At 32.4% G+C, this 23557-nt stretch carries 18 protein-coding genes and 10 tRNA genes; all 28 read left to right on the top strand.

Annotated features, from left to right (window positions below):
* The first annotated feature begins 77 nt into the window (after nt 1-77).
* A tRNA-Met gene (locus tag ACREV6_RS03280) sits at nt 78-153 on the top strand.
* Nucleotides 154-158: 5 nt separating this feature from the next.
* Nucleotides 159-235, top strand: a tRNA-Met gene (locus ACREV6_RS03275).
* Nucleotides 236-334: 99 nt separating this feature from the next.
* A tRNA-Met gene (locus ACREV6_RS03270) sits at nt 335-410 on the top strand.
* Between the two features lie 93 nt (nt 411-503).
* Nucleotides 504-579 (top strand) — tRNA-Met (locus ACREV6_RS03265).
* Nucleotides 580-646: 67 nt separating this feature from the next.
* Nucleotides 647-735: transfer RNA gene (locus ACREV6_RS03260), tRNA-Leu, on the top strand.
* A 5-nt stretch (nt 736-740) separates the two neighbouring features.
* Nucleotides 741-816, top strand: a tRNA-Met gene (locus ACREV6_RS03255).
* An 85-nt stretch (nt 817-901) separates the two neighbouring features.
* Nucleotides 902-990: transfer RNA gene (locus ACREV6_RS03250), tRNA-Leu, on the top strand.
* Nucleotides 991-995: 5 nt separating this feature from the next.
* Nucleotides 996-1071 (top strand) — tRNA-Met (locus ACREV6_RS03245).
* A 5-nt stretch (nt 1072-1076) separates the two neighbouring features.
* Nucleotides 1077-1153: transfer RNA gene (locus ACREV6_RS03240), tRNA-Met, on the top strand.
* Between the two features lie 328 nt (nt 1154-1481).
* Nucleotides 1482-3872, top strand: a complete 2391-nt coding sequence (spoIIE, locus tag ACREV6_RS03235; protein WP_431576592.1) for a stage II sporulation protein E — start codon at nt 1482-1484, stop codon at nt 3870-3872.
* 244 nt (nt 3873-4116) lie between these two features.
* The gene (gene tilS, locus ACREV6_RS03230; RefSeq protein WP_431576591.1) at nt 4117-5487 is read left to right on the top strand and encodes a tRNA lysidine(34) synthetase TilS; all 1371 of its coding nucleotides are present in this window, start codon (nt 4117-4119) and stop codon (nt 5485-5487) included.
* 2 nt (nt 5488-5489) lie between these two features.
* On the top strand, nt 5490-6026 hold the full coding sequence (gene hpt, locus ACREV6_RS03225) for a hypoxanthine phosphoribosyltransferase (protein WP_431576590.1): 537 nt from the start codon (nt 5490-5492) through the stop codon (nt 6024-6026).
* A 111-nt stretch (nt 6027-6137) separates the two neighbouring features.
* Nucleotides 6138-7976, top strand: a complete 1839-nt coding sequence (ftsH, locus tag ACREV6_RS03220; protein ID WP_431576589.1) for an ATP-dependent zinc metalloprotease FtsH — start codon at nt 6138-6140, stop codon at nt 7974-7976.
* Nucleotides 7977-8259: 283 nt separating this feature from the next.
* The gene (locus ACREV6_RS03215; RefSeq protein ID WP_431576588.1) at nt 8260-9930 is read left to right on the top strand and encodes a formate--tetrahydrofolate ligase; all 1671 of its coding nucleotides are present in this window, start codon (nt 8260-8262) and stop codon (nt 9928-9930) included.
* Between the two features lie 210 nt (nt 9931-10140).
* Complete coding sequence (locus tag ACREV6_RS03210; RefSeq protein ID WP_431576587.1) at nt 10141-11631, top strand: acyl-CoA carboxylase subunit beta; 1491 nt, start codon at nt 10141-10143, stop codon at nt 11629-11631.
* Nucleotides 11632-11644: 13 nt separating this feature from the next.
* Nucleotides 11645-11962, top strand: coding sequence for an OadG family protein (locus ACREV6_RS03205; protein ID WP_431576586.1), 318 nt, complete (start codon nt 11645-11647; stop codon nt 11960-11962).
* Nucleotides 11963-12051: 89 nt separating this feature from the next.
* Nucleotides 12052-12429, top strand: a complete 378-nt coding sequence (locus ACREV6_RS03200; RefSeq protein WP_431576585.1) for a biotin/lipoyl-containing protein — start codon at nt 12052-12054, stop codon at nt 12427-12429.
* A gap of 21 nt (nt 12430-12450) precedes the next feature.
* On the top strand, nt 12451-13590 hold the full coding sequence (locus ACREV6_RS03195; RefSeq protein WP_431576584.1) for a sodium ion-translocating decarboxylase subunit beta: 1140 nt from the start codon (nt 12451-12453) through the stop codon (nt 13588-13590).
* A 158-nt stretch (nt 13591-13748) separates the two neighbouring features.
* Entirely contained in the window at nt 13749-13931 is a 183-nt protein-coding gene (locus ACREV6_RS03190; protein WP_431576583.1) for a hypothetical protein, read from the top strand.
* Nucleotide 13932: 1 nt separating this feature from the next.
* Nucleotides 13933-14136, top strand: coding sequence for a hypothetical protein (locus tag ACREV6_RS03185; RefSeq protein WP_431576582.1), 204 nt, complete (start codon nt 13933-13935; stop codon nt 14134-14136).
* A 213-nt stretch (nt 14137-14349) separates the two neighbouring features.
* Entirely contained in the window at nt 14350-15129 is a 780-nt protein-coding gene (locus ACREV6_RS03180; protein WP_431576581.1) for a type III pantothenate kinase, read from the top strand.
* A gap of 8 nt (nt 15130-15137) precedes the next feature.
* Complete coding sequence (dusB, locus tag ACREV6_RS03175) at nt 15138-16115, top strand: tRNA dihydrouridine synthase DusB (RefSeq protein ID WP_431576580.1); 978 nt, start codon at nt 15138-15140, stop codon at nt 16113-16115.
* Between the two features lie 77 nt (nt 16116-16192).
* Nucleotides 16193-17011, top strand: a complete 819-nt coding sequence (locus ACREV6_RS03170; protein ID WP_431576579.1) for a Rossmann-fold NAD(P)-binding domain-containing protein — start codon at nt 16193-16195, stop codon at nt 17009-17011.
* Between the two features lie 258 nt (nt 17012-17269).
* A complete protein-coding gene (greA, locus tag ACREV6_RS03165; RefSeq protein WP_431576578.1) occupies nt 17270-17752 on the top strand; it encodes a transcription elongation factor GreA in 483 nt (160 codons plus the stop codon).
* 150 nt (nt 17753-17902) lie between these two features.
* Nucleotides 17903-19420, top strand: a complete 1518-nt coding sequence (gene lysS, locus ACREV6_RS03160) for a lysine--tRNA ligase (RefSeq protein ID WP_431576577.1) — start codon at nt 17903-17905, stop codon at nt 19418-19420.
* A 152-nt stretch (nt 19421-19572) separates the two neighbouring features.
* Nucleotides 19573-19647: transfer RNA gene (locus ACREV6_RS03155), tRNA-Asn, on the top strand.
* A gap of 381 nt (nt 19648-20028) precedes the next feature.
* Nucleotides 20029-21429, top strand: coding sequence for a glycine--tRNA ligase (locus tag ACREV6_RS03150; protein ID WP_431576576.1), 1401 nt, complete (start codon nt 20029-20031; stop codon nt 21427-21429).
* A 231-nt stretch (nt 21430-21660) separates the two neighbouring features.
* On the top strand, nt 21661-23037 hold the full coding sequence (gene murD / locus ACREV6_RS03145) for a UDP-N-acetylmuramoyl-L-alanine--D-glutamate ligase (RefSeq protein ID WP_431576575.1): 1377 nt from the start codon (nt 21661-21663) through the stop codon (nt 23035-23037).
* Nucleotides 23038-23557 lie beyond the last annotated feature (520 nt).

Genomic DNA, 23557 nt, shown 5'->3' with positions numbered 1-23557 from the left:
GGCAGACGCACAGGACTTAAAATCCTGCGGTGGTTAAACACCGTACCGGTTCGATTCCGGTCTTCAGCACCAAGTATCGCGGGATGGAGCAGTTGGTAGCTCGTCGGGCTCATAACCCGAAGGTCGCAGGTTCAAGTCCTGCTCCCGCAACCAAATATGGCGGAATAGCTCAGCTGGCTAGAGCATTCGGTTCATACCCGAAGGGTCGTAGGTTCAAGTCCTATTTCCGCTACCATAAACATCTGATTTTTAGTTTGTAAAAATATTATTGACATATGGTACATATTAGTATACAATTATAATTGTTTTCAAAAAAGCTTATTTAGATTAATATCGCGGGATGGAGCAGTTGGTAGCTCGTCGGGCTCATAACCCGAAGGTCGTGGGTTCAAGTCCTACTCCCGCAACCAATAAGTTTTAAATTATTGATTGTGTGATTATACTATTTAAACTAGGAAAATAAAATTTTTCACTGATTTTAATTTTAGATTCAACTTTAATATCGCGGGATGGAGCAGTTGGTAGCTCGTCGGGCTCATAACCCGAAGGTCGTAGGTTCAAGTCCTACTCCCGCAACCAATGAGTTTTAAATTACTCATTACGTTGAATAAATAAAATCTCATATTGTGTAAGTCGAATCAAATAAGCTGGAGTGGCGGAACTGGCAGACGCACAGGACTTAAAATCCTGCGGTGGTTAAACACCGTACCGGTTCGATTCCGGTCTTCAGCACCAAATATCGCGGGGTGGAGCAGTTGGTAGCTCGTCGGGCTCATAACCCGAAGGTCACAGGTTCAAGTCCTGTCCCCGCAACCAATAAATTTTAAATTACTGAATACATCAGTTAAATGAAATTTAATAGCAAGTATGCCTGCATAATAAGTATGCAAAAAGTAAATAAGCTGGAGTGGCGGAACTGGCAGACGCACAGGACTTAAAATCCTGCGGTGGTTAAACACCGTACCGGTTCGATTCCGGTCTTCAGCACCAAATATCGCGGGATGGAGCAGTTGGTAGCTCGTCGGGCTCATAACCCGAAGGTCGCAGGTTCAAGTCCTGCTCCCGCAACCAAACATGGCGGAATAGCTCAGCTGGCTAGAGCATTCGGTTCATACCCGAAGGGTCGTAGGTTCAAGTCCTATTTCCGCTACCATAACTCACAAGGAAACTTATGAGTTATTTTTTTATTTGCTCTAAAATTATAAAGCTGAATTTTAATATATCGGCAGGTAAAAACATATATGTATAATTTCTTCAAATATATAATTGCATGAAGTGACAAGCTTCATTTAATATTTTAAAACCTGCTATATAAATATGGTAGGTTTTTTTAGATTATGGGAGATTGTAAAAGCTAGTTGTAAAAAATATACAAATTAATGTCTCATGAAAAATATATAGACATCTCATCTTATGACAATTATTTCCAAATGCCTTTGTTATAATGAAATCCTAATTAACAAAGGTGGGTGATTTGTAAAATGCAATACGGTATTGATATATTTCCATACCAAAGACTTAGAAAGATAAAAGAGGAAGTACAAAAGAAAAATGCATTAAATATTAATTTGATTATTAGAGCAATTGTTTACTTTACAGTAAGTTTATTAATAAGCAGAGTACTACTTATTAATAAGACTGCACCATTTGGTATAGCTTTTTTAATAGCTACAATATTTATTAATAATAATAAAATTTCAATAATTACAGCCAGTGGTACATTTTTAGGCTATATAACTTTATACCAAAGCATAAAGGGTTTGCCATCATACTTGGTATTAATAGTTACCATTGCTGTTTTGAGTAATATTTTTAATAAGATAAAGGTAAAGACTAGGGCTTTAGCTTCCATGTTTGCCATTATTATATTTGAACTGTTTATATTTAATTTTTTTATTCTTAGGGTGAGCGGGTTAATGGCTTTCTTAAATTCAATATTTCTAGTTTTATGCATCTTTCCTTTATATTTTATTCTAGATTATAGTCTTTTATGCTTTAAGGAAATTAAAACAAAGCATATATTTTCAAATGAAGAAATAATAAGTATGTCAATTATAAGTTCATTAATTATAGCAGGAACTTGGGGACTTAGTATTTTTAATATATCGATTACAAATGTTTTAGGACTGGCTCTTGTTATAATAATAGCTTATATTAACGGAAGCGGAGCGGGTGCTGCATCAGGAGTTGCTATGGGTATTATTGTAGGAATGTCTTCTGAGAATATGATTATATTTATAGGAATGTATGGTATTTGTGGGTTAATAACAGGTGTGTTTAAAGAAACTGGAAAGTGGCTAAGTGCAGCAGCTTATCTAGTAGCTTTTTCAATAGTAAAAATATATTGTATTACAGGATCTGAGTTTATAATATTTGAAGCAATGCTCGCAGCAATGATATTTTTGCTAATACCTTCAAAAGTATATGCGGAATTATCTACAGAGTTTAACTCAGATAAAAAAAGGGAATATATTGAACAAGGATATATTAATAAAATTAAAGATACATTTATAGGAAGGTTAAATAATTTTTCCGATGTACTTTCTAATATGTCAGATATATTAAATAATTTAGTGGATAATGAAAGATTGGCAATGAAGGGCAAAAGCAGTGCCTTAGTTGAAAATCTTGCAGATCGGGTGTGTAGTAATTGTAATATGAAGTCTATGTGTTGGAAAAGAGAATTACATTATACATACGCAGCATTTGAAGAATTGATCCAAAATTTTGAAAGGAAGTCGGGCAGTGTACCGGAAGAAATTGAAAGAAAATGTATAAAGAGAACTGCTCTACTTAAAAATACAGAGGATATTGTTAATAAGCATATTATAAATGAAATGTGGAGAACAAGACTTAGTGAGGGTAGAGAGCTTTTAGCAAATCAAATTAGTAATATGGCGGATTCTGTTTCTGAAATCGTTGAAGATTTTAATTCTGAGATTCAAATAGATACTTCTATGGAAAAACTTATTTGTAGGGCATTGGATAAAAATAGAGTTAAATACAATGAACTTATGTGTTTAAATGACAAGATGGGAAGAATGAGCATTAAATTTTCACTTGACGCTTGTAGCGGAAGACAAATGTGTGTGAAAGAATTATTGCCTATTATAAATGGTGTCACCGGGAAGTGCATGTGCGTTAGTGACGAGGGTTGCAGTATAAATCCAAAGACAAATATGTGTAAGGTAACTATGGAAGAAACACCTAAGTTCCATGTGTCATCTAATGTGGCCAGGCAGTGTAAAGATGGTGAAAAGTTTAATGGCGATAGTTATAGCTTTGGAAAGCTAATGGACGGGAGTTACATGTCAATTATTAGTGATGGTATGGGATCGGGGCCGGAGGCAGGGAGAGAGAGTGAGGCTGCTGTTGAGTTAATAGAAAAATTTACATCCGCAGGTTTTAGTAAAATCACAGCTATTAATACTGTAAATTCAATAATGACATTGAGATTCTCGCAGGAAGAAAAATTCTCAACTATAGATTTAAGTAGTATAGACTTATATACTGGAGAAATTGATTTCATGAAAGTGGGAGCTGTTGCAACTTTTTTAAAATCTGGTGATAGCTTAGAAATTATAAAATCGAAATCTCTTCCTATTGGTGTTTTAGACAAGGCGGATATAGACATACAACAAAAGAGATTAAAAAATGGAGACATTATAGTTATGCTTAGTGATGGAGTATTAGATTATAATGATGAAAACGTAGGTAGAGTGGATTGGATAGTTGATTATTTGGGGAAAAACAATTGCAACAATCCAAAGGAATTAGCAGATGGGTTGTTAAGTGAGGCGAAAAAATTAAGTGGCAATAGAGTAAAAGACGATATGACAGTTCTTGTTTCAAAAATATATAGTTTATATTAATGGAACTTAAAGAAGAAAAATTCAAATTTCATATAATCTAAGGTAATATATAGGAAAGTAAAAAATGAAGAATGAGCCTTTTTTTATATTCTTCATTTTTTACTTTTTATAAGAGTGTTCTAAAAAACGAAAAATATATATTATTATATTATATAGTAATATGATATAGTAATATGAGACTAAAAATATAGAAATATAGTAAAAAAAATAAATTTAGGAAGTGAAAGTTTTGTGGCATAAGGTTATGAATTTTATAAAAGAAAATTCTATGTTTGATAGGGATGATAAGGTTATAGTCGCAGTTTCCGGCGGTCCTGACTCCACATGTTTGCTCTATATTTTAAATGAACTTAAGGAAGAGCTGGGTATTAAACTTTTTGGTGCGCATATAAACCATTGCCTTAGAGGCCTTGAAGCTGACAGGGATGAGGAATATGCAAAAAAAACTTGTGAAAGTTTGAATATAGATTTTTATAGCAAAAAAGTGGATGTACATAGAATATCGGAAGAAAAGAATATATCTTGTGAAATGGCAGGAAGAGAAGTAAGATATGAATTTTTTAAGGAACTTATGATTAAATTAACTGCAAGCAAAATTGCATTAGCACATAATGCTAATGATCAAGCTGAAACTATTTTAATGAGGATAATGAGGGGAACAGGTATTGAAGGTATGGTTGGTATAAAGCCTGTTCGTGATAAAATATATGTAAGGCCTATACTTCATCTTAGTAGAAGTGAGATAGAGAAATATTGCGATGATAATAATATTCAACCAAGAATAGATAAATCAAATTCCGAAAAAATTTATGCTAGAAATAAAGTTAGGCTAGATTTAATACCATATATTGAAGAAAATTTTAATAAGGACATAATTAATACAATAAATCGATTATCCGATATCCTTAAAAAGGACAATGATTATTTAGAAAACATTTCAAATAAAGAATACAAAAAACATTGTGTGATAGGTGAACAAATGGTTATAATAAATAAGAGTGCTTTTCTGCAGCATGAAGCAATTATAAGTAGGATTATACGACGCGCGCTTCTTGCGGTGAATCATAGTTTATATAATTTTGAAAAAATTCACATATGGAATATTATAGAGCTTCAAAAACATGATACTGGTAAAACAACAATGCTACCTCAGGATATAGTAGTTGACAACTGTTATGGGGATATACATATACATATACATAAAAAAGTTACTGAAGTTAATAATAAAGAGTGCTATCTAAAGGTTAATGAGAAAAATTTTATTCAATCTTTAAATGGAGTAATAGAAATTGATGTTATATCTAAGCTAGGGTTCACAGAGGTTAAAGGAAATGATTATATTGTGTATTTTGACTATGATAAGATTGCCCAGCCGATAACATTCAGATATAGGAAACAGGGGGATAAATTCATACCACTTGGTATGGCGGGTAATAAGAAATTAAAGGATTTATTTATGGATTTAAAAATACCCAAAGACAAGAGAAATGAAATCCCTTTAATATGTTTTGGACCCGATATAGCGTGGGTGGTTGGATATAGAATTAGTGAAAAATTCAAGGTGTCAAAAAATACCAAAAATATATTGCAGATTAGAATTGGAAGCGAGGAATAATAATGAACAATGATATTAAAGAGGTTTTGTACAATGAGGATGAACTAAGGGATAAAGTTAGGCAAATGGGTGCAAAGATAAGTAAGGATTATTATGGAAGAGATCTTATACTTATTGGTATTTTAAAGGGATCCGTTATATTTATGGCAGATTTAGTGAAAGAAATTACGATACCCTGTAAAATGGATTTTATGGCAGTTTCCAGTTATGGTAATTCCACTAAAACTTCAGGTGTTGTAAAGATTTTAAAAGATCTAGACTTTGAAATTGAAGGAAAGGATGTTTTAATAGTAGAAGATATTATAGACTCTGGAGTTACGCTTAAATACCTAATGAAGTTGCTATCTGCAAGAAAACCAAGTAGTTTAGAAATTATATGTTTGCTGAATAAACCAGATAGAAGAACGGCAGATATTGATGTTAAATATTTGGGCTATGATGTGCCGGATTATTTTCTTGTAGGATATGGACTAGATTTTGCAGAGAAATATAGAAATTTACCATACATAGGAATACTTAAAGAGGAAATATATAAATAAATGTGTACAAAATATGTTTTTTATTAATTAATAATTAATATATATTTTATTGTCAAGTGATTTTTAATGTGATAAAATTTTAAAGTAGCTAAATAGAGAGGGGGGTTTTTAATGAAAAAAATTTCGAGTAGTGCATCAATTTGGCTCGCAGTACTTGTACTTGTGATTTTTGCAGCATTAACCTTAAATGAAAATAGTAAAGATGTTAACACAATTGGTGTTGATAAATTTCAAGAATATTGGGTTAAAAAAGAAATTAAAAGTGTTGAAGTAAGAGAAGATAAAACTGTAGAGGGAGAATTAAAAGACGGAACAAAATACGAAACAATAGTTCCCTTACAAAGATTAATGCAAGTTATGGATCAAAATCCAAACAAAGATGTTAGTGAAAAATATATAAAGCCGGCGACGATGCCAATGTGGTTACAAATAGTACCGACATTGCTTATAATATTAATGTTAGTAGCATTTTGGTTTATGTATATGCAGCAATCACAAGGTGGCGGCGGTGGTGGTAATAGAGGTGTAATGAATTTTGGAAAAAGTAGAGCCAAAATTGCATCGCCAGATAAGAAGAAAGTTACATTTGATGATGTAGCAGGAGAAGATGAAGAAAAGGAAGAACTGGCAGAAGTTGTAGATTTCTTAAAACAACCTAAAAGATATCTAGAAGCAGGGGCAAGGATTCCTAAAGGTATTCTTCTTGTAGGACCACCAGGTACAGGTAAGACTTTACTTGCTAGAGCTGTATCAGGAGAAGCAGGAGTACCTTTCTATAGTATATCAGGTTCTGAATTTGTGGAGATGTTTGTAGGTGTTGGAGCTTCAAGAGTAAGAGATTTATTTGAACAAGCGAAAAAAAGCGCTCCTTGTATAATATTTATTGATGAAATTGACGCAGTAGGTAGACAAAGAGGAGCAGGCCTCGGTGGAGGTCATGATGAAAGAGAGCAAACTCTAAATCAGCTATTAGTTGAAATGGATGGGTTTGGTGTAAATGAAGGTATAATAATGATTGCCGCTACCAATAGACCAGACATATTAGATCCTGCTCTTTTAAGACCAGGTAGATTTGATAGACATATATTAGTGGGTGCACCTGATGTTAAAGGAAGAGAAGAAATTCTAAAGGTACATTCTAAAGGTAAACATTTAGCAGAAGAAGTAAAGCTTGATGTATTAGCAAAAAGGACACCAGGTTTCACTGGTGCAGACCTAGAGAATTTAATGAATGAAGCTGCACTACTTACAGTAAGAAGTAATAAAAAAGTTATAGGGATGATAGAGTTAGATGAGGCAGTAACTAGGGTTATTGCTGGACCTGAAAAGAAGAGCAAGGTTATTAGCGAAAAAGATAGAAAATTAACTGCTTATCATGAAGCAGGGCATGCTGTAGTAATGAAATATTCGCCACTTTCAGACCCAATTCATCAAATAAGTATTATACCAAGAGGTATGGCAGGCGGATATACAATGCATTTACCTGAAGAAGACACCGCTTATACTTCAAAACTAAAACTTAAAGATGAAATGGTTGGACTTCTTGGTGGTAGAGTTGCAGAAAAATTAATACTTCAAGATATTAGCACAGGTGCTAAAAATGATATTGATAGGGCATCAGCTATTGCAAGAAAAATGGTTATGGAATATGGTATGAGCGATGTTCTCGGACCAATATCTTTCGGTAATGATCATAATGAAGTATTCCTTGGAAGAGATTTAGGTAAAAGCAGAAACTTTAGCGAAGAGATAGCTAATAAAATAGATTCAGAAGTTAAGGCTCTTATTGATGAAGCCTATGCAAAAGCTCAAAAAATCCTTACTGAAAATATAAATAAACTTCATGCAGTAGCTCAAGAACTACTTATAAAGGAAAAACTTGAAGGCGTGGAATTTGAGGAGATAATTGCTAGAACGGATACAGATAACATTGATTTATCAAAGATTTAGCCAGATTAAAAGACATACAGTTAATTAACTGTATGTCTTTTGCATTTATTTTAAAAATATAAATTTTATTGTATCGAATTTTAAGATATTTATTTTTAACCTATGCGTCAATTTTCTGAAATCTTTACTGCATTTTTACTACAACATCTGATATAATGTAAGGAAAACATAAATAGAACGAAGACGGAAATAAAACTTCAGTGGAAATCTAAATCTCCTTCTGAAGTCGTTAATATTGCAGATTCAAAGGTGATGATTAATTTATATATAAGGGGTGAAGTATATGAAAAGTGATATAGAAATTGCACAAAGTGCTAAGATGCTACCAATACTTAAGGTGGCGGAAAAAATGGGATTAACTGAGGATGATATTGATTTGTATGGAAAATATAAATCAAAGATTTCTTTAGATGTATTAAAAAGAAATGAAAATAAAAAAGATGGGAAGCTAATATTAGTTACAGCCATCAATCCGACTCCTGCAGGAGAAGGGAAATCTACGGTTACAATAGGACTTGGACAAGCGTTATGTAAACAAGGTAAAAATGCAGTTATAGCACTTCGAGAACCTTCCTTAGGTCCAGTATTTGGCGTTAAAGGTGGAGCTGCTGGTGGTGGGTATGCTCAAGTGGTACCAATGGAGGATATAAATTTACACTTCACAGGGGATATGCATGCAATAACTGCAGCTAACAATTTGCTTTCAGCTGCTATAGATAATCATATTCATCAAGGTAATGAGCTAGGAATTGATAGCAGAAGAATCACATTTAAGAGAGTAATGGATATGAATGATAGAGCTCTTCGAAATATTGTTGTTGGACTTGGTGGTAAGCCTAATGGTTTTGTACGTGAAGATGGCTTTATGATAACTGTTGCATCAGAAATAATGGCAATTTTATGTTTATCTGAAAATCTTATGGATCTAAAAGAGAGAATGGGTAAAATTTTAGTAGCCTATGACCTGCGAAGTAATCCAATTTATTGCAGCGATTTAAAAGTAAATGGTGCTATGGCATTACTTATGAAGGATGCCATAAAACCAAATCTAGTTCAAACCCTTGATAACACACCTGCAATAATACATGGTGGACCTTTTGCAAACATAGCTCATGGTTGCAATAGTTTACTCGCTACTAAAATGGCGTTGAAACTTGGCGACTATGTTGTAACAGAAGCGGGATTTGGAGCAGATTTAGGTGCTGAAAAATTCTTTGATATAAAATGCAGATATGGCAATTTAAAACCAGATTGCGTTGTTCTTGTTGCTACAATAAGAGCAATTAAACATCATGGTGGAGTAAAAAAAGAAAAACTAAACGAGCCTAATGTAGAAGCAATCTCAAAAGGAATCGAAAATCTAGAAAAACAAATAGAGAATATAAAGAAATACGGAGTTCCTGTAGTAGTAGCAATAAATGAATTCATGGCTGATACAAAAGAAGAAATTAAATATATAAGTGAATTTTGTGGCAAGATGGGTGTTAAAGTAGCTTTAACGCAGGTATGGGAAAAAGGCGCAGATGGCGGTCAGGAATTAGCGAACAAGGTATTAGATACTCTTCAAAATGAAAAAAGTAACTTTAAGGTTTTATATGACCATAAGCTAACTATAAAAGAAAAAATAAACATTATTGCCACAGAAATATATGGGGCAGATGGGGTGGAATATAGTTCTTCTGCAAACAAGCAAATTGCTGAAATAGAAAAACTTGAATTAGATAAAATTCCTATATGTGTTGCTAAAACTCAAAATTCACTATCAGATAATCCAAGCTTACTAGGAAGACCAAGAAATTTCACCATAAATGTAAAAGAAGTTAAGATTTCTAATGGAGCTGGATTTATCGTAGCTTTAACGGGGAGCATAATGACAATGCCTGGTCTTCCTAAAGTACCAGCAGCTGATAAAATGGATATTGCTGAAGATGGCACTATATCTGGTTTATTTTAAGGACATTTCAGAAAATAAACAGTACTCTAGGTGATGAGTTAATTAAATGTGAATAAGGTTGTTATAGAATAAATTCTATAACAACCTTATTTTTTTCAATAAACAGAAAAATGATTTATAACTTGCAAAAATAAATATACAAAATTCATAACCTATGATATTATCATTATGGGCGAAGATTTTTATGATTTATAAATAGGGGGTATGGATATGGACAAGGTAGATAATTTAAATGAAGTTGTAAAAAAATCTCACCAGGGCGGCGGAGATTCTAAAATAGAAATGCAACATAATTTACACAAAATGACTGCAAGAGAAAGAATAAAAGCTATTCTAGAAGAGGGCTCATTTATTGAAATAGGTGCCTTGGTAGGAAATAATGGAGCTGGAGTAATAACTGGGCACGGAACAGTGCATGGGAAGTTAGTATATATATATAGTCAAGATTACACGGTGGATGGAGGAGCTGTGAACCTTGCAAATAGCAAAAAAATTTGTAATGTTATGGATATGGCAATTAAAATGGGAGCGCCCATAATACAAGTTTTCGATTCAGTAGGGGCTAAATTATCAGAGGGATTAGATATTTTAACTTCTTATGGAGGCATATTAAAGAGAAATGCCAGGCTTTCTGGTGTTGTTCCACAAATAGCGGTAATTGCAGGTCCTTGCCTGGGAATTGCGGCACTAAGTGCAACAATGAGCGATTTTATAATAATGGTCCATAATTCCACTGAGCTAGGTATAAGCTCAAATAAACAACTCACTAAAGAAGAAGAAAAATATGTAGATTCAAAAATGTATTCAAGTGCTAGCAATTGTAGTGAAAATGGAAGCATTCAAATTACTGCAGAAAATGATGCAGAAGCATTTGTAATAGTAAGAAGAATTCTTGAATATATTCCTTCTAACAATATGGAAGCTCCACCAATGGGTATAGAAGTCTCTAATTTAAACGTTTTAAATAATAACTTAAACGAAATGGTTAATAATGAAATGGTTAATTCATATGAAGTAATGAGAGACCTTTCTGATGAAGATAGTGTCATAGAATTAAATAATAACTGGGAGCCTAGTATTGTAACTTGCTTAGCTAAAATAAATGGTATAACTACGGGCATAATTACCAATGCAGAAAAACAACATACAAATTTAAATATTGGAATTTCAGAAAAAATTAGTAGGTTTGTTAAGATATGTGATTGCTACAATATTCCTATATTAAGTATTGTAGATACTGATGGATTTGCAGTTAGCTTAACTGAAGAGCAAAATGGATTATCTACTCATGTTTCAAAAATGATATATACATTAATAGAAGCAACAGTACCAAAGGTTTCTCTAATTATTGGGAAAGCTTATGGGGCAGGATATTTAGCCCTTGCAAGTAAAGAAGTAGCTTTTGACGTGTCATATGCATGGCCAACTGCTAAAATATCAGTAACTCAGCCAGAAACATTAATAAAAATTTTACACAAGGATGAAATTATACAATCTGAAAATCCTAAATTAAAAGAACAAGAAATGATACTTAAACATATAGAGGAGGTAACTAGTCCATATAGTGCAGCAGAAAAGGGAATTATAGATGATGTTATTATGCCTTCAGAGACAAAACAGAGAATTTTTGCAAGTTTAGATATGCTCCATAGTAAGAGAGAGATAAAGTACCCTAAAAAACATGGAACTACTTTAATATAGGGGGAATAGATGTATGAAATTGTCAGTTTTAGATGCATTAAGTACTACGTTTGTAGCCATGACAATAGTTTTTGCCTTGTTGATTATTCTACAATATATAATTAAACTGCAAAGTTATATAATAAATTTTGCATCAAAAAAAAGTATCAACAATAAGGTAGATATAAACTATAAGGAAGCGAAAGAAATAGAAGAAGTTGAACCAGAAGATGATTTAGAGGTAGTAGCAGCAATAGCCGCAGTTTTAGCTACTTACCTAGATATACCACAATCAAATTTAAAAATAAAGTCAATTAAAAGAATAAATAACAAATCAGTTTGGGGGATATAATTTTTTTATGAAGTTGGTAATATTGCATCGTCGAAGGTGATAAGCAGCTTGGTGGATGATAATTAAAGACATAGTTAGGGGGAGTAAAAATGAAAAAATACAATGTAAAAGTTAATGGAATTTCATATGAAGTAGAAGTTGAAGAGATTGTGGGGGAATTTGCTAGTGGTTTGGCACCGATAGCCGTAACAAAGGAGACGCCTGCAAAATCTAAACCATCACCTAAGGCAGAAGTGAAGAAAACAAGAGTCTCTGGTGAGAAGATAGAATCTCCAATGCCAGGAACTGTGCTTAAAGTTAATGTGAGTACTGGTGATAACGTTAAAAAAGGACAAGTACTGTTTGTATTAGAGGCTATGAAAATGGAAAATGAAATTATGGCGCCACAGGATGCAAAAATTCTAGAAGTAGGTGTAACTAGTGGAGCAAGTGTTAATACAGGTGATATACTGGCAGTTATTCAGTAACAAGGGAGAGAGGTAATATAAATGGATATCTTACAAGTATTAAAGGACCTGTGGCTTTCTTCTGGCTTTGTAAAATTGGATGGACCACATCTTATTATGATAGGGATTTCGTGCTTGCTAATATACTTAGCTATAGCAAAAAAGTTTGAGCCGCTACTTCTTTTACCAATAGCTTTTGGTATGCTTTTGGTTAATTTACCAATGTCTAACATTATGGCAGCTCCACATGGTAACGAGCCAGGAGGATTATTTTATTACTTATACAAAGGTGTTGAACTAGATATATATCCACCTCTAATATTTTTAGGGGTAGGAGCTATGACAGATTTTGGACCGCTTTTAGCAAATCCATCTAGTGTACTTATGGGAGCTGGTGCTCAGTTTGGAGTGTTCTTTGCGTTTACATGTGCAACACTTTTAGGGTTTACACCCCAGGAAGCAGCTTCAATAGGAATCATAGGAGGAGCAGATGGCCCTACAGCCATCTTCTTAACTACTAAGTTAGCCAGTCATCTTCTAGGGCCTATTGCGGTAGCGGCTTACTCCTATATGGCTTTAGTGCCTTTGATACAACCACCTATAATGAGATTATTAACTACGAAGGAAGAAAGAACTATTAAAATGGGACAATTAAGACAAGTAAAGCAAATTGAAAAAATCATTTTTCCAATAGTGGTTGCAATAGTAGTTGTATTAATGCTTCCATCAGTAGCCTCATTGATAGGTATGCTTATGTTAGGTAATCTATTTAAAGAATCAGGGGTAGTGGGAAGATTATCTGATACAGCTCAAAATGCATTGATTAATATAGTAACTATATTTTTAGGTCTAACTGTAGGTGCCACAGCAAATGCAGATGTATTTATAAGTTGGCAAACAGCAGGGATAGTTCTTATAGGTATGGTTGCTTTTGCTATAAGTACTGCAGCGGGAGTTATAATAGGAAAGATTATGTGTAAGGTTACAAAGGGTAAGGTTAATCCATTAATAGGTTCAGCAGGAGTTTCAGCAGTGCCTATGGCAGCCAGAGTGTCTCAAGTAGAGGGACAAAAAGCAGATCCAAGTAATTTTTTGCTTATGCATGCTATGGGTCCTAATGTAGCAGGAGTAATTGGAACTGCTGTTGCAGCAGGTATTCTGCTAACTATTTTTGGGAAATAGTAGGAAGGCATGTATCTTTTGAATTTGTTAAAAATAAAACTCTTTATCTAATAACAGATAGAGAGTTTTATTTATTTTATAAAAAATATATGTATTATTTATAAAATTGAATATACCTTTTTTTTTGGAGAATAATATAGAAAAGGAGTTGGTATTTTATGATGAATAAGAAAAGCTCAATTGAAAGTTTAATTCAAAAGGAGAAGGACATTGTAAATAAATATAGGGAGTTTGCAAATGTTATTGGCAATGAAGGTGCAGTAAGTCTATGTGAAGAATTAGCCATAAAACATGATCTACATATTTCGGAGCTCCAAAAATATTTAGAAAGGCAGTGTTAAAATGCAGATTTCTAGTAATTCAATTATTAAGGAAGCGGAGCTTAGGGGGAACAATATAGTAAATTGTGAGAAAGACTTAGTTAACCTATATACTAGTTTTTTAAGCGCTGAAAAAGAAGGTACAATGAAATTAGAATTATATACTTTGTTAAATGATCAGAAACAAATATTAGACGAAATCCAATATGAAATACCAATAAAATAACATAATGAAATATTATTTTATATAAAACTTATTATCAGGATAAAACTTCTTATAAAAATTTAACTTGACAAATATGGTCAAGTTGTTAAAATTAAATTGTTAAATTAAGAATAGTTAAAACCCATATCCTATATGCTATTCTTCTATTTTTAGCAATGGAAAAAACATAAAGCAGCGTACACGCTGCTTTATATTATATAGGCGGTGTATAAAGTGATTTTAGTTTTAGATGTTGGAAATACTAATACTGTTTTAGGGATTTTTAAGGGAAAAGAGTTACTTGTAGAGTGGAGATTATCTACTGATGCAAAAAAAACTGCTGATGAATATGGAATTCAAGTAATGCAATTGTTTTACCAGCGAAACATAAAGATAGAAGACATAAAAGGAGTTATAATTTCATCAGTTGTTCCTAATATTATGTATTCGCTAGAACATATGATAAGAAAATATTTCAAACTGACACCAATGGTAGTGGGTCCAGGAGTTAAGACGGGAATAAATGTAAAGTATGATAACCCTAAAGAAGTAGGTGCGGATAGGATTGTTAACGCTGTTTCAGCCCATGAGATTTATAAAAGATCATTGATTTTAATAGATTTTGGAACAGCCACAACTTTTTGTGCTATAAGTAAAGATGCCAATTATTTAGGTGGGACTATATGCCCTGGCATTAAAATAGCTTCTGAAGCCCTATTTGAGAGAGCGGCCAAGCTACCACGGGTGGAACTTATAAAACCAGAAACAGTTATATGTAAAAATACTGTTTCAAGCATGCAGGCTGGCATAATATATGGATATATTGGCCAAATAGACTATATTGTTAATAAAATGAAAAGCGAAATGATTAATATGGGAGAAGAAGAGCCGTTTGTAGTGGCAACAGGAGGGCTTTCTAAATTAATAAGCAGAGATTGTTCTACTATTGATGAGTTCCATCCTTATTTAACATTAGAAGGTCTTAGAATGATTTATGAAAAAAATAGGGAATAGGTGATTTAATGAAAATATCAAATATCCACTTCGAAAATGATGTTTTTTTAGCTCCTATGGCAGGAATTACGGATATTGCCTTTAGAGGATTATGCAAAGAATTAGGTTGTGGTCTCTTATATACTGAAATGGTAAGCGCTAAAGGGTTATATTATGGCAGTAGCAATACGCAGGCTCTTATGCAGATTTCAGAAAATGAGAAACCAGTAGCTATCCAGATATTTGGGAATGATCCTAAAATTATGGCTAGTGCCTGTGAAATCTTCAATGCAAGACCCGATATATGTATGGTTGATGTAAACATGGGTTGCCCTGTGCCTAAGATAGTAAAAAATGGTGAGGGGTCAGCTTTGATGCAAAATCCAAAGCTTGCGGCTGAAATAATAGTGGAAATGAAAAAAGTTTCTACAAAGCCTGTTACAGTAAAGTTTAGAAAAGGGTTTGATTCAAATAGTGTTAATGCTGTAGAATTTGCTAAATACATGGAGGATGCTGGAATAGATGCTATTGCGGTACATGGTAGGACTCGCGAGCAAATGTATGAAGGTAAGGCTGATTGGGATATTATAAGGGATGTAAAAGGAAGTGTTAAAGTTCCTGTAATAGGCAATGGTGATGTGTTTTCTGTAGAGGATGCTATAAGAATAAAGGAAGTTACAAGTTGCGATGCTATAATGGTTGCAAGAGGGGCCAGGGGTAATCCTTGGATTTTTAGAGAAATTATGCAGGCAATAAATGGTCAAGATGTAATATTTCCTACTGCGGTGGAAAAAATAGATATGTGCATAAGGCATTTAGATTTAGCCACGAAATATTATGAAGAAATTAAAGCGGTTAGAGAAATGAGAAAACATACAGCTTGGTATGTAAAAGGTCTTAACAACTGTACTGAAATAAAGGAAAAAATTAATACTAAAACTAAATATGAAGATGTATTGAAACTTCTTTTAGATTATAAAGAGTATTTAAAAACGGTAACTCCGTAATTTTTTAATTTAATTATGAATTTATATAATTAATAGTGAATAAGATAATAGTACATTAATTTACAAGGTGCATATTTATGAAGCCGATTTTATGTGTAACTTCAGATATTGGTAATTCCTATAATGAATTCGGATTTTTAAGTAAAATTAAAGATAAACGAAAGATAAAGTTAATAAGTAATGAGTATGTTAAAGAACTAGATATTAAATTGACAAGTGTAAGACTTCCGCCTAATTTTAATAAAAGTGCATACTTAAATAACTTAACTTATGCAAAAAAGATATGTAAATGCAAAGGAGCGCAATTATCATTAAAAACACTAAGACCCTATGATTACAGTTACTTTAATCTATTTGAAAAAAGGTTTTTGGCTTTTAGTGTTATAAAAAGTATACAACTTATGCTTAGGGTGAGAAATAAGAGTCTTAAAAATAGTTGTATTCTGGTATGCGATGCCAGCGACATGATAAACTATAATATTATTATGGAACTGGCAAAGCAAAGCAAATATATTATATTTTTGTCATGGGATTTAGTTAAAGCCAGAAAATTGGCAGATTATATTATTGCTAATTTTGGTGTATCACCTATTGTAACAAATGATGAACTCTATGCTATTAAAATAGCAGATTTTATTATTTCCTGTAGTGATTATGAATTTAGTTCAGGCAAATTACTATGGCTTCTAGATAATAGTATGAGAGCGCCAAGGAATAATATTGCTATAAATGATGTAAACTATCATGTACCTTGGAACTCTTTTGAAGTTGGGTTTTCCATGGAACTCATAGGAGCGATATTATGCCAAATGCAAGAGAATGATATTGAAAAAGCTCTTAAATATAATGGTATATATTTAAAAGAAATAAAATTCAACAATAATGTAATATATTAGTATAATTTCGCCTGGCGTATTGACAATATTAATGGGCTGATTTATAATGTGCTAATATGGTTATATGGATTGTTATTCTAATAATGAATTTTAGCCCCAATAATTCATTAATTTGAGTATATAAAATTGTACAGAGAAATTGTAGAGTGAGAATATTTTATAAATTATGCGAATATGATAGTGTTTAAGAAAAACATTATTGCGGTTTTATGGATAGTTATTAGATTATTTAATAAAAATTTTAAAGGGGAGAAAGAAATGAGTGAACCAAAAAAATATGTAATGACTTATGAGGGGATAAGAAAATTAGAAGATGAATTAGAGCTTCTTAAAACCGTAAAGAGAAAAGATATAACAGAAAAGATAAAAGTAGCTTTGGGGTATGGGGATTTGAGTGAGAACTCAGAGTATGATGAAGCTAAAAATGAGCAAGCATTTGTTGAGGGTAGAATAATACAATTAGAAAATATGCTTAGAAATGCAAGCGTTATAGATGAAAATGAAATTGAAAAAGATGTAGTAAGTATAGGTTCTATAGTTAAGGTTAAGGATTATGAGTTTAATGAGGAAGTTGAATTTTATATTGTAGGTTCAGCAGAAGCAGATCCAATGGAAAATAAGATATCAAATGAATCACCAGTTGGAAGTGCATTAGTAGGAAAGAAAGCAGGAGCGATTATAGAAGTGACAGTTCCTGATGGTATCAGCAAATACGAAGTATTAGAAGTTAAACGAGGTTAGTTTTTTTATATTTAATTTTTTATACTGTATAAGGGTACCTAACAATTTATTGTTGCTAGGTACCCTAAAGAAATATACATACATAAGCAATAGTGCAGACTAAGGTATTAATGCTTTTTTCTGTGCTAGAGGAAATCAGGAGGGATATCAATGTCAAACGAAGAAAAAATTGAAGAAAAAGACTTACATGAACTTGAATCTAAATATAATGAACAGGTAACTATAAGACGACGTAAGTTAGCTGATTTGCAGCAGCAAGGTAAGGATCCATTTGATGTATACAAAGTTGAAAGAACTCATACATCACAAGAGGTTAAAGATAACTATGAGAAATTAGTAGGTACACAAGTTATTGTAGCAGGTAGACTTATGTCTAAAAGAGTTCATGGTAAGGCAGGTTTTTCTGATGTTCATGATAGATATGGTAAGATTCAACTTTACATAAAAATAGATGATGTAGGCGAAGAAAAATTAAAAGAATATAAAACTTTTGACATAGGAGATTTTTTAAGCATAACAGGAACACCTTTTGTTACAAAAACTGGTGAAATATCACTACATATAGTGGATTTCCAGCTTATTGCTAAGTCTTTAAAACCACTTCCAGAAAAATGGCATGGCTTAAAGGATCCTGATTTAAGATATAGACAAAGAGAAGTAGACATAATAATGAATCCAGAAGTAAAAGATACCTTTATGAAGAGAATAGCAATAATTAGATATATTAGAGAATTCTTAGATAATAAAGGATTTTTAGAAGTTGAAACTCCGATTTTAGCTCCAATAGCAGGAGGCGCTGCAGCAAGACCATTTATGACTCATCATAATACCCTAGACATTGATATGTATCTTAGAATTGCAACAGAGTTATATTTAAAAAGACTTATTGTTGCTGGTTTTGAAAAGGTATATGATATGGGTAAAAACTTCAGAAATGAAGGAATGGATGTAAGACATAATCCAGAGTTTACAATGATAGAACTATATGAGGCTTATGCAGATTATAATGATATGATGGAAATTACGGAAAATATGGTTGCTTATGTTTGTGAGAAAATCCATGGAACTACAAAGGTCAATTATCAAGGCACTGAAATAGACTTTACTCCACCATGGAGAAGAATTACTATGGTAGATGCAGTAAAAGAGTATTCAGGTGTAGATTTTGCACTAATTAATACTGATGATGAAGCTAGAAAAATAGCTAAAGAAAAGCATTTAGAATTTAAAAAAGAGATAAAAGATTGTTCAAAAGCAGATATATTAAATGCGCTATTTGAAGAATATGCAGAAGAGCATTTAATAGAGCCAACATTCTTATGTGATTATCCTGTAGAAATATCACCTCTTACTAAGAAGAAGAGAGGAAATTCAGAGTATACAGAGAGATTTGAAGGTTTTGTATTTGGACGTGAAGTGTGTAATGCATACTCAGAATTAAATGATCCAGTAGTTCAAAGAGAGAGATTTATGCAACAGGCAAATGAAAGAGAACTAGGCGATGATGAAGCTTATTTAATAGATGAAGAATTTATGAGTGCATTAGAAACAGGAATGCCTCCAACAGGAGGGCTAGGTATAGGCATTGATAGAATGGTAATGTTCTTAACTGACTCCGCTTCAATAAGAGATGTCATCCTATTCCCTACAATGAAACCAATTCAGTAGTTTAAACAAATTATATAAAAGGATATTTTAGTTAATCTAGAATATCCTTTTATGTTTTTTGCATATATTAACGAAATTATAATAAAAAACATGAAAACTATTGATTTTTTAATTGTTTATGTTATAATGATATTGTTGTTAAAAAATATTATTCCGCGATAGCTCAACGGTGGAGCACTCGGCTGTTAACCGATAGGTTGAAGGTTCAAATCCTTTTCGCGGAGCCAATTTTTTTTTATTTTTTTATTTTTTGAACTTAATAATAAAATTATTTTTTTGCAATGAGATAAATTTATTAGATTATTGTATGCCATTATTGACAATAGCATGAAGTTTAGTATAATATTAATATAATGAAATATTTCACTATGATAAAGAAGAGTAGTAGTAGTACTTTTTAAGAGAGGTTGTGGCTAGTGTAAGCAATCAAAGTGTTATTATGAAAGGAACTTTTGAGTGTATAGAACTTAGAGCAGGGCTTGTGCCAATAAGGGTGGAACCGCGGAATTGATTTTCGTCCCTTAAGGTATAGTCTTTTTTTTGTACTTAAAATATAAGCATATGATCTAAAGTAGCATTACACTATTAAAAAATTAGGAGGCATTAACATGGAATTTGAAAAAAGCATGGATAAGGTCGTTGGTTTATGTAAAAACAGAGGATTTGTATTTCCGGGATCCGATATATATGGAGGTCTTGCTAACTCATGGGATTACGGTCCTCTAGGTGTTGAATTTAAAAACAATATTAAAAAAGCTTGGTGGAAAAAATTTGTTCAAGAAAGCCCATATAATGTGGGTGTAGACTGCGCTATACTTATGAATCCAGAAGTATGGGTTGCAACAGGCCACGTTGGAGGATTTTCAGATCCACTAATGGATTGTAAAGATTGCAAAGCTAGATTTAGAGCAGATAAGTTAGTAGAAGACCATATGACGGAGCAGGGAGCAGAAGTAGCTACTGCTGATGGATGGACAAACGAGGAAATAAAAGAATATATAGAAAAACAGGGGATAGTATGCCCTAAATGTGGGAAGAAAAATTTTACTGATATTAGAAAATTTAATTTAATGTTTAAGACTTCTCAGGGAACAACTGAAGAAAGTAAATCTGAAATATATTTAAGACCAGAAACAGCTCAAGGTATCTTTGTAAATTTTAAAAATGTTCAAAGAGCTACAAGGAAAAAGGTTCCTTTTGGTATAGGCCAAGTAGGAAAGGCTTTTAGAAATGAAATAACACCAGGGAATTTTATTTTTAGAATAAGAGAATTTGAACAAATGGAATTGGAGTTTTTCTGTAAGCCAGGTACAGATTTAGAATGGTTTGCATATTGGAAAGAGTTTTGTGCTAATTTCTTATATAATTTGGGGATGGGCAAGGAAAATTTAAGATTTAGAGACCATGGCGAAGAGGAATTATCATTCTATAGTAATGCAACTTGCGATATAGAATTCTTGTTTCCTTTTGGATGGGGAGAACTATGGGGAATTGCTGATAGAACTGATTATGACTTAAAGAAACATATGGAGCATTCAGGAAACGATTTGAGCTATCTAGATCCTATAACTAATGAAAAATATGTACCTTATTGTATAGAACCTTCTTTAGGAGCAGATAGAGTTGCACTTGCATTTTTGGTTAATGCATATGATGAAGAAGAAGTTAAAGGCGGTAAAGATGGAGATGTGAGAACCGTGCTTCATTTACATCCAGCACTTGCACCATTTAAGGTAGCTATTTTGCCTCTAAGTAAAAAATTATCAGAAAAAGCTAATGAAGTTTTTGCTATGCTAAGCAAAAAATTCAATGTAGACTATGATGAAACTGGAAGCATAGGAAAGAGATACAGAAGAGAAGATGAAATAGGAACTCCGTATTGTATAACTGTGGACTTTGATACTTTAGAAGACGATACTGTAACAGTTAGAGATAGAGACACAATGGATCAAATAAGATTAAATATAAATGAGTTAGAAAAGTTTATAGAAGAAAAAATACAATTTTAAATTGTAATTGTTAGTTTGAACTAAGAGGATAGTCTATAGTATAAGATCAGCTTTAATAAGCTATATTTATACTATAGGCTATTTTTTTTATAGAATAGATTTAATTAAAAATATTTACATTATGCAAAAAGTGCATTCTACTGTAATCTTTAAAGTGTTATAATTAGGAGAAACAAATTTTTGAAACTAATAATATAATATCAAATATACGAAGATTGCATGGAGGGTTATATGAAGAAGAATTTCAGCGAATTTAAAGCGTTTATAAAAGGAAAAAAAGTTGGAGTTGTAGGTATAGGAGTTAGTAACATTCCTTTAATACAGTTCCTCGTGGAGCTGCAGGCCGTTGTTACAGCTTTCGATAAAAAAACTTATAGTTTGCTTGGGCCAGTTGCAACAGACTTTGAGAAAGGTGGTGTAAAGCTAGTTTTAGGGGAACATTACTTAGATGACTTAACAGGGTTTGATGTTATTTTTAAAACACCGTCTATAAGAATAGATAATCCTGCTCTTTTAAAAGCAAAACAGGAAGGAACTTATATAACATCGGAAATGGAAGAGTTCATAAAATATTGTCCTGCAAAAATTTTTGGTGTTACTGGTAGTGATGGAAAAACAACTACAACTACAATAATATATAATATATTAAAAAAAGAAGGATATAAAACTTGGGTTGGAGGGAATATCGGAACTCCACTTTTTGCAAATATTGAAGAAATAAACAAAGATGATAAAGTAGTATTGGAATTATCAAGCTTTCAGCTTATGACAATGAATGTTTCTACAGATGTAGCTGTAGTAACAAATTTAAGTCCGAATCATTTGGATATCCATAAGGATATGGAAGAATATATAGATGCAAAGAGGAACATATTTAAGTATCAAAGTAAGTTAGATCTCCTTATACTTAATAAGGATAACACATTGACTTATGAACTCAGAAAAGAAGCTGAGGGAAAAGTTAAATGTTTTAGTTTAAAAGAGAAGTTAAAAGATGGTGCATATTTTCAAAATGATAAATTGTTCATTATGAATAAGGAAGTATGTAGCCGCGCAGAAATAAAGATAAAAGGGATACACAATGTGGCAAATATGTTAACTGCCTTTTGTGCAACGGAGGATGAAGTATCAGTTGAGAGCATGAGAGAAGTAGCTACTACCTTTATGGGGGTGCCTCATAGGGGTGAATTCGTGAGGGAAGTAGATGGAGTTAAGTATTATAATGATTCGATAGCATCTAGTCCAACAAGGACTATAGCAAGTATTAAAGCCTTTGAAAAACCGGTTATACTAATTGCAGGAGGATATGATAAACAAATCCCGTTTGAACCTTTAGCAGAACAAGGCTACTCAAATATTAAAACACTAATATTAGTAGGCGATACTAAATATAAAATAAAGGAAGTTTTCGACTGTGTATTGAAAGAAAAGAAAATTTCTTTAGAAATTATACTAGCGGAAAATTTTAACGATGCAATTTATAAGGCTAAAGAAGTTGCAAGGCCTAATGATATAGTAACATTGTCTCCAGCATGTGCAAGTTTCGATATGTTTGAAAATTTTGAAGTAAGAGGTAATGAATATAAGGAAATAATAATGGCATTATAGTATGGGAGTATATGGGCAATGATTTAATAAGAGTTCTGGGGGGATAACAATTTTTAATTGTTATCCCCCCAGAACTTATAGCAATGGGAGATTTTCCTTCTGAAATGTCGTTAAATGCACATCAAATGCTCCTAGCGTATCATTATAAGTAAAAGTCCATATATTGAAGAAATAGCTATAAATATGAGAATAAATTCATATAATCAACAATTTTAAACAGTGGGAGCTTTAAACATATGATATTATATTAATTGTCGCTGAAACAAACGGTTTTAAATTAATTTTAAGTTCACAGTGATAAATTATAAATTTGTTATCAAAGTGTTTTTAAAACAGTTGACAATAAGGAAAAAAAGAATTATAATGTAAAAGTCGTCACATGATGACAACAACAGTTGGTCTTTGAAAATTAAACAGAGAAATAGGTAAAATAGCGAAATAACATTTCGCTTGACCAGTTAATTACTTTAGATAAAAAAGTAATTTTAGTCGTAAGACTAAAAAGTATGTAATGAGCTTG

The sequence above is a fragment of the Clostridium sp. genome (genome assembly GCF_050717515.1).
In the GTDB taxonomy this organism is placed as follows: domain Bacteria; phylum Bacillota; class Clostridia; order Clostridiales; family Clostridiaceae; genus Clostridium_AD.
This window is presented reverse-complemented; position numbering and strand designations above follow the sequence as displayed.

Bases quoted from the DNA above. Each gene is read 5' to 3' on its own strand.
- spoIIE (WP_431576592.1), top strand. From the start codon at position 1,482: ATGCAATACGGTATTGATATATTTCCATACCAAAGACTTAGAAAGATA.
- tilS (WP_431576591.1), top strand. From the start codon at position 4,117: ATGAATTTTATAAAAGAAAATTCTATGTTTGATAGGGATGATAAGGTT.
- hpt (WP_431576590.1), top strand. From the start codon at position 5,490: ATGAACAATGATATTAAAGAGGTTTTGTACAATGAGGATGAACTAAGG.
- ftsH (WP_431576589.1), top strand. From the start codon at position 6,138: ATGAAAAAAATTTCGAGTAGTGCATCAATTTGGCTCGCAGTACTTGTA.
- ACREV6_RS03215 (WP_431576588.1), top strand. From the start codon at position 8,260: ATGAAAAGTGATATAGAAATTGCACAAAGTGCTAAGATGCTACCAATA.
- ACREV6_RS03210 (WP_431576587.1), top strand. From the start codon at position 10,141: ATGGACAAGGTAGATAATTTAAATGAAGTTGTAAAAAAATCTCACCAG.
- ACREV6_RS03205 (WP_431576586.1), top strand. From the start codon at position 11,645: ATGAAATTGTCAGTTTTAGATGCATTAAGTACTACGTTTGTAGCCATG.
- ACREV6_RS03200 (WP_431576585.1), top strand. From the start codon at position 12,052: ATGAAAAAATACAATGTAAAAGTTAATGGAATTTCATATGAAGTAGAA.
- ACREV6_RS03195 (WP_431576584.1), top strand. From the start codon at position 12,451: ATGGATATCTTACAAGTATTAAAGGACCTGTGGCTTTCTTCTGGCTTT.
- ACREV6_RS03190 (WP_431576583.1), top strand. From the start codon at position 13,749: ATGATGAATAAGAAAAGCTCAATTGAAAGTTTAATTCAAAAGGAGAAG.
- ACREV6_RS03185 (WP_431576582.1), top strand. From the start codon at position 13,933: ATGCAGATTTCTAGTAATTCAATTATTAAGGAAGCGGAGCTTAGGGGG.
- dusB (WP_431576580.1), top strand. From the start codon at position 15,138: ATGAAAATATCAAATATCCACTTCGAAAATGATGTTTTTTTAGCTCCT.
- ACREV6_RS03170 (WP_431576579.1), top strand. From the start codon at position 16,193: ATGAAGCCGATTTTATGTGTAACTTCAGATATTGGTAATTCCTATAAT.
- greA (WP_431576578.1), top strand. From the start codon at position 17,270: ATGAGTGAACCAAAAAAATATGTAATGACTTATGAGGGGATAAGAAAA.
- lysS (WP_431576577.1), top strand. From the start codon at position 17,903: ATGTCAAACGAAGAAAAAATTGAAGAAAAAGACTTACATGAACTTGAA.
- ACREV6_RS03150 (WP_431576576.1), top strand. From the start codon at position 20,029: ATGGAATTTGAAAAAAGCATGGATAAGGTCGTTGGTTTATGTAAAAAC.
- murD (WP_431576575.1), top strand. From the start codon at position 21,661: ATGAAGAAGAATTTCAGCGAATTTAAAGCGTTTATAAAAGGAAAAAAA.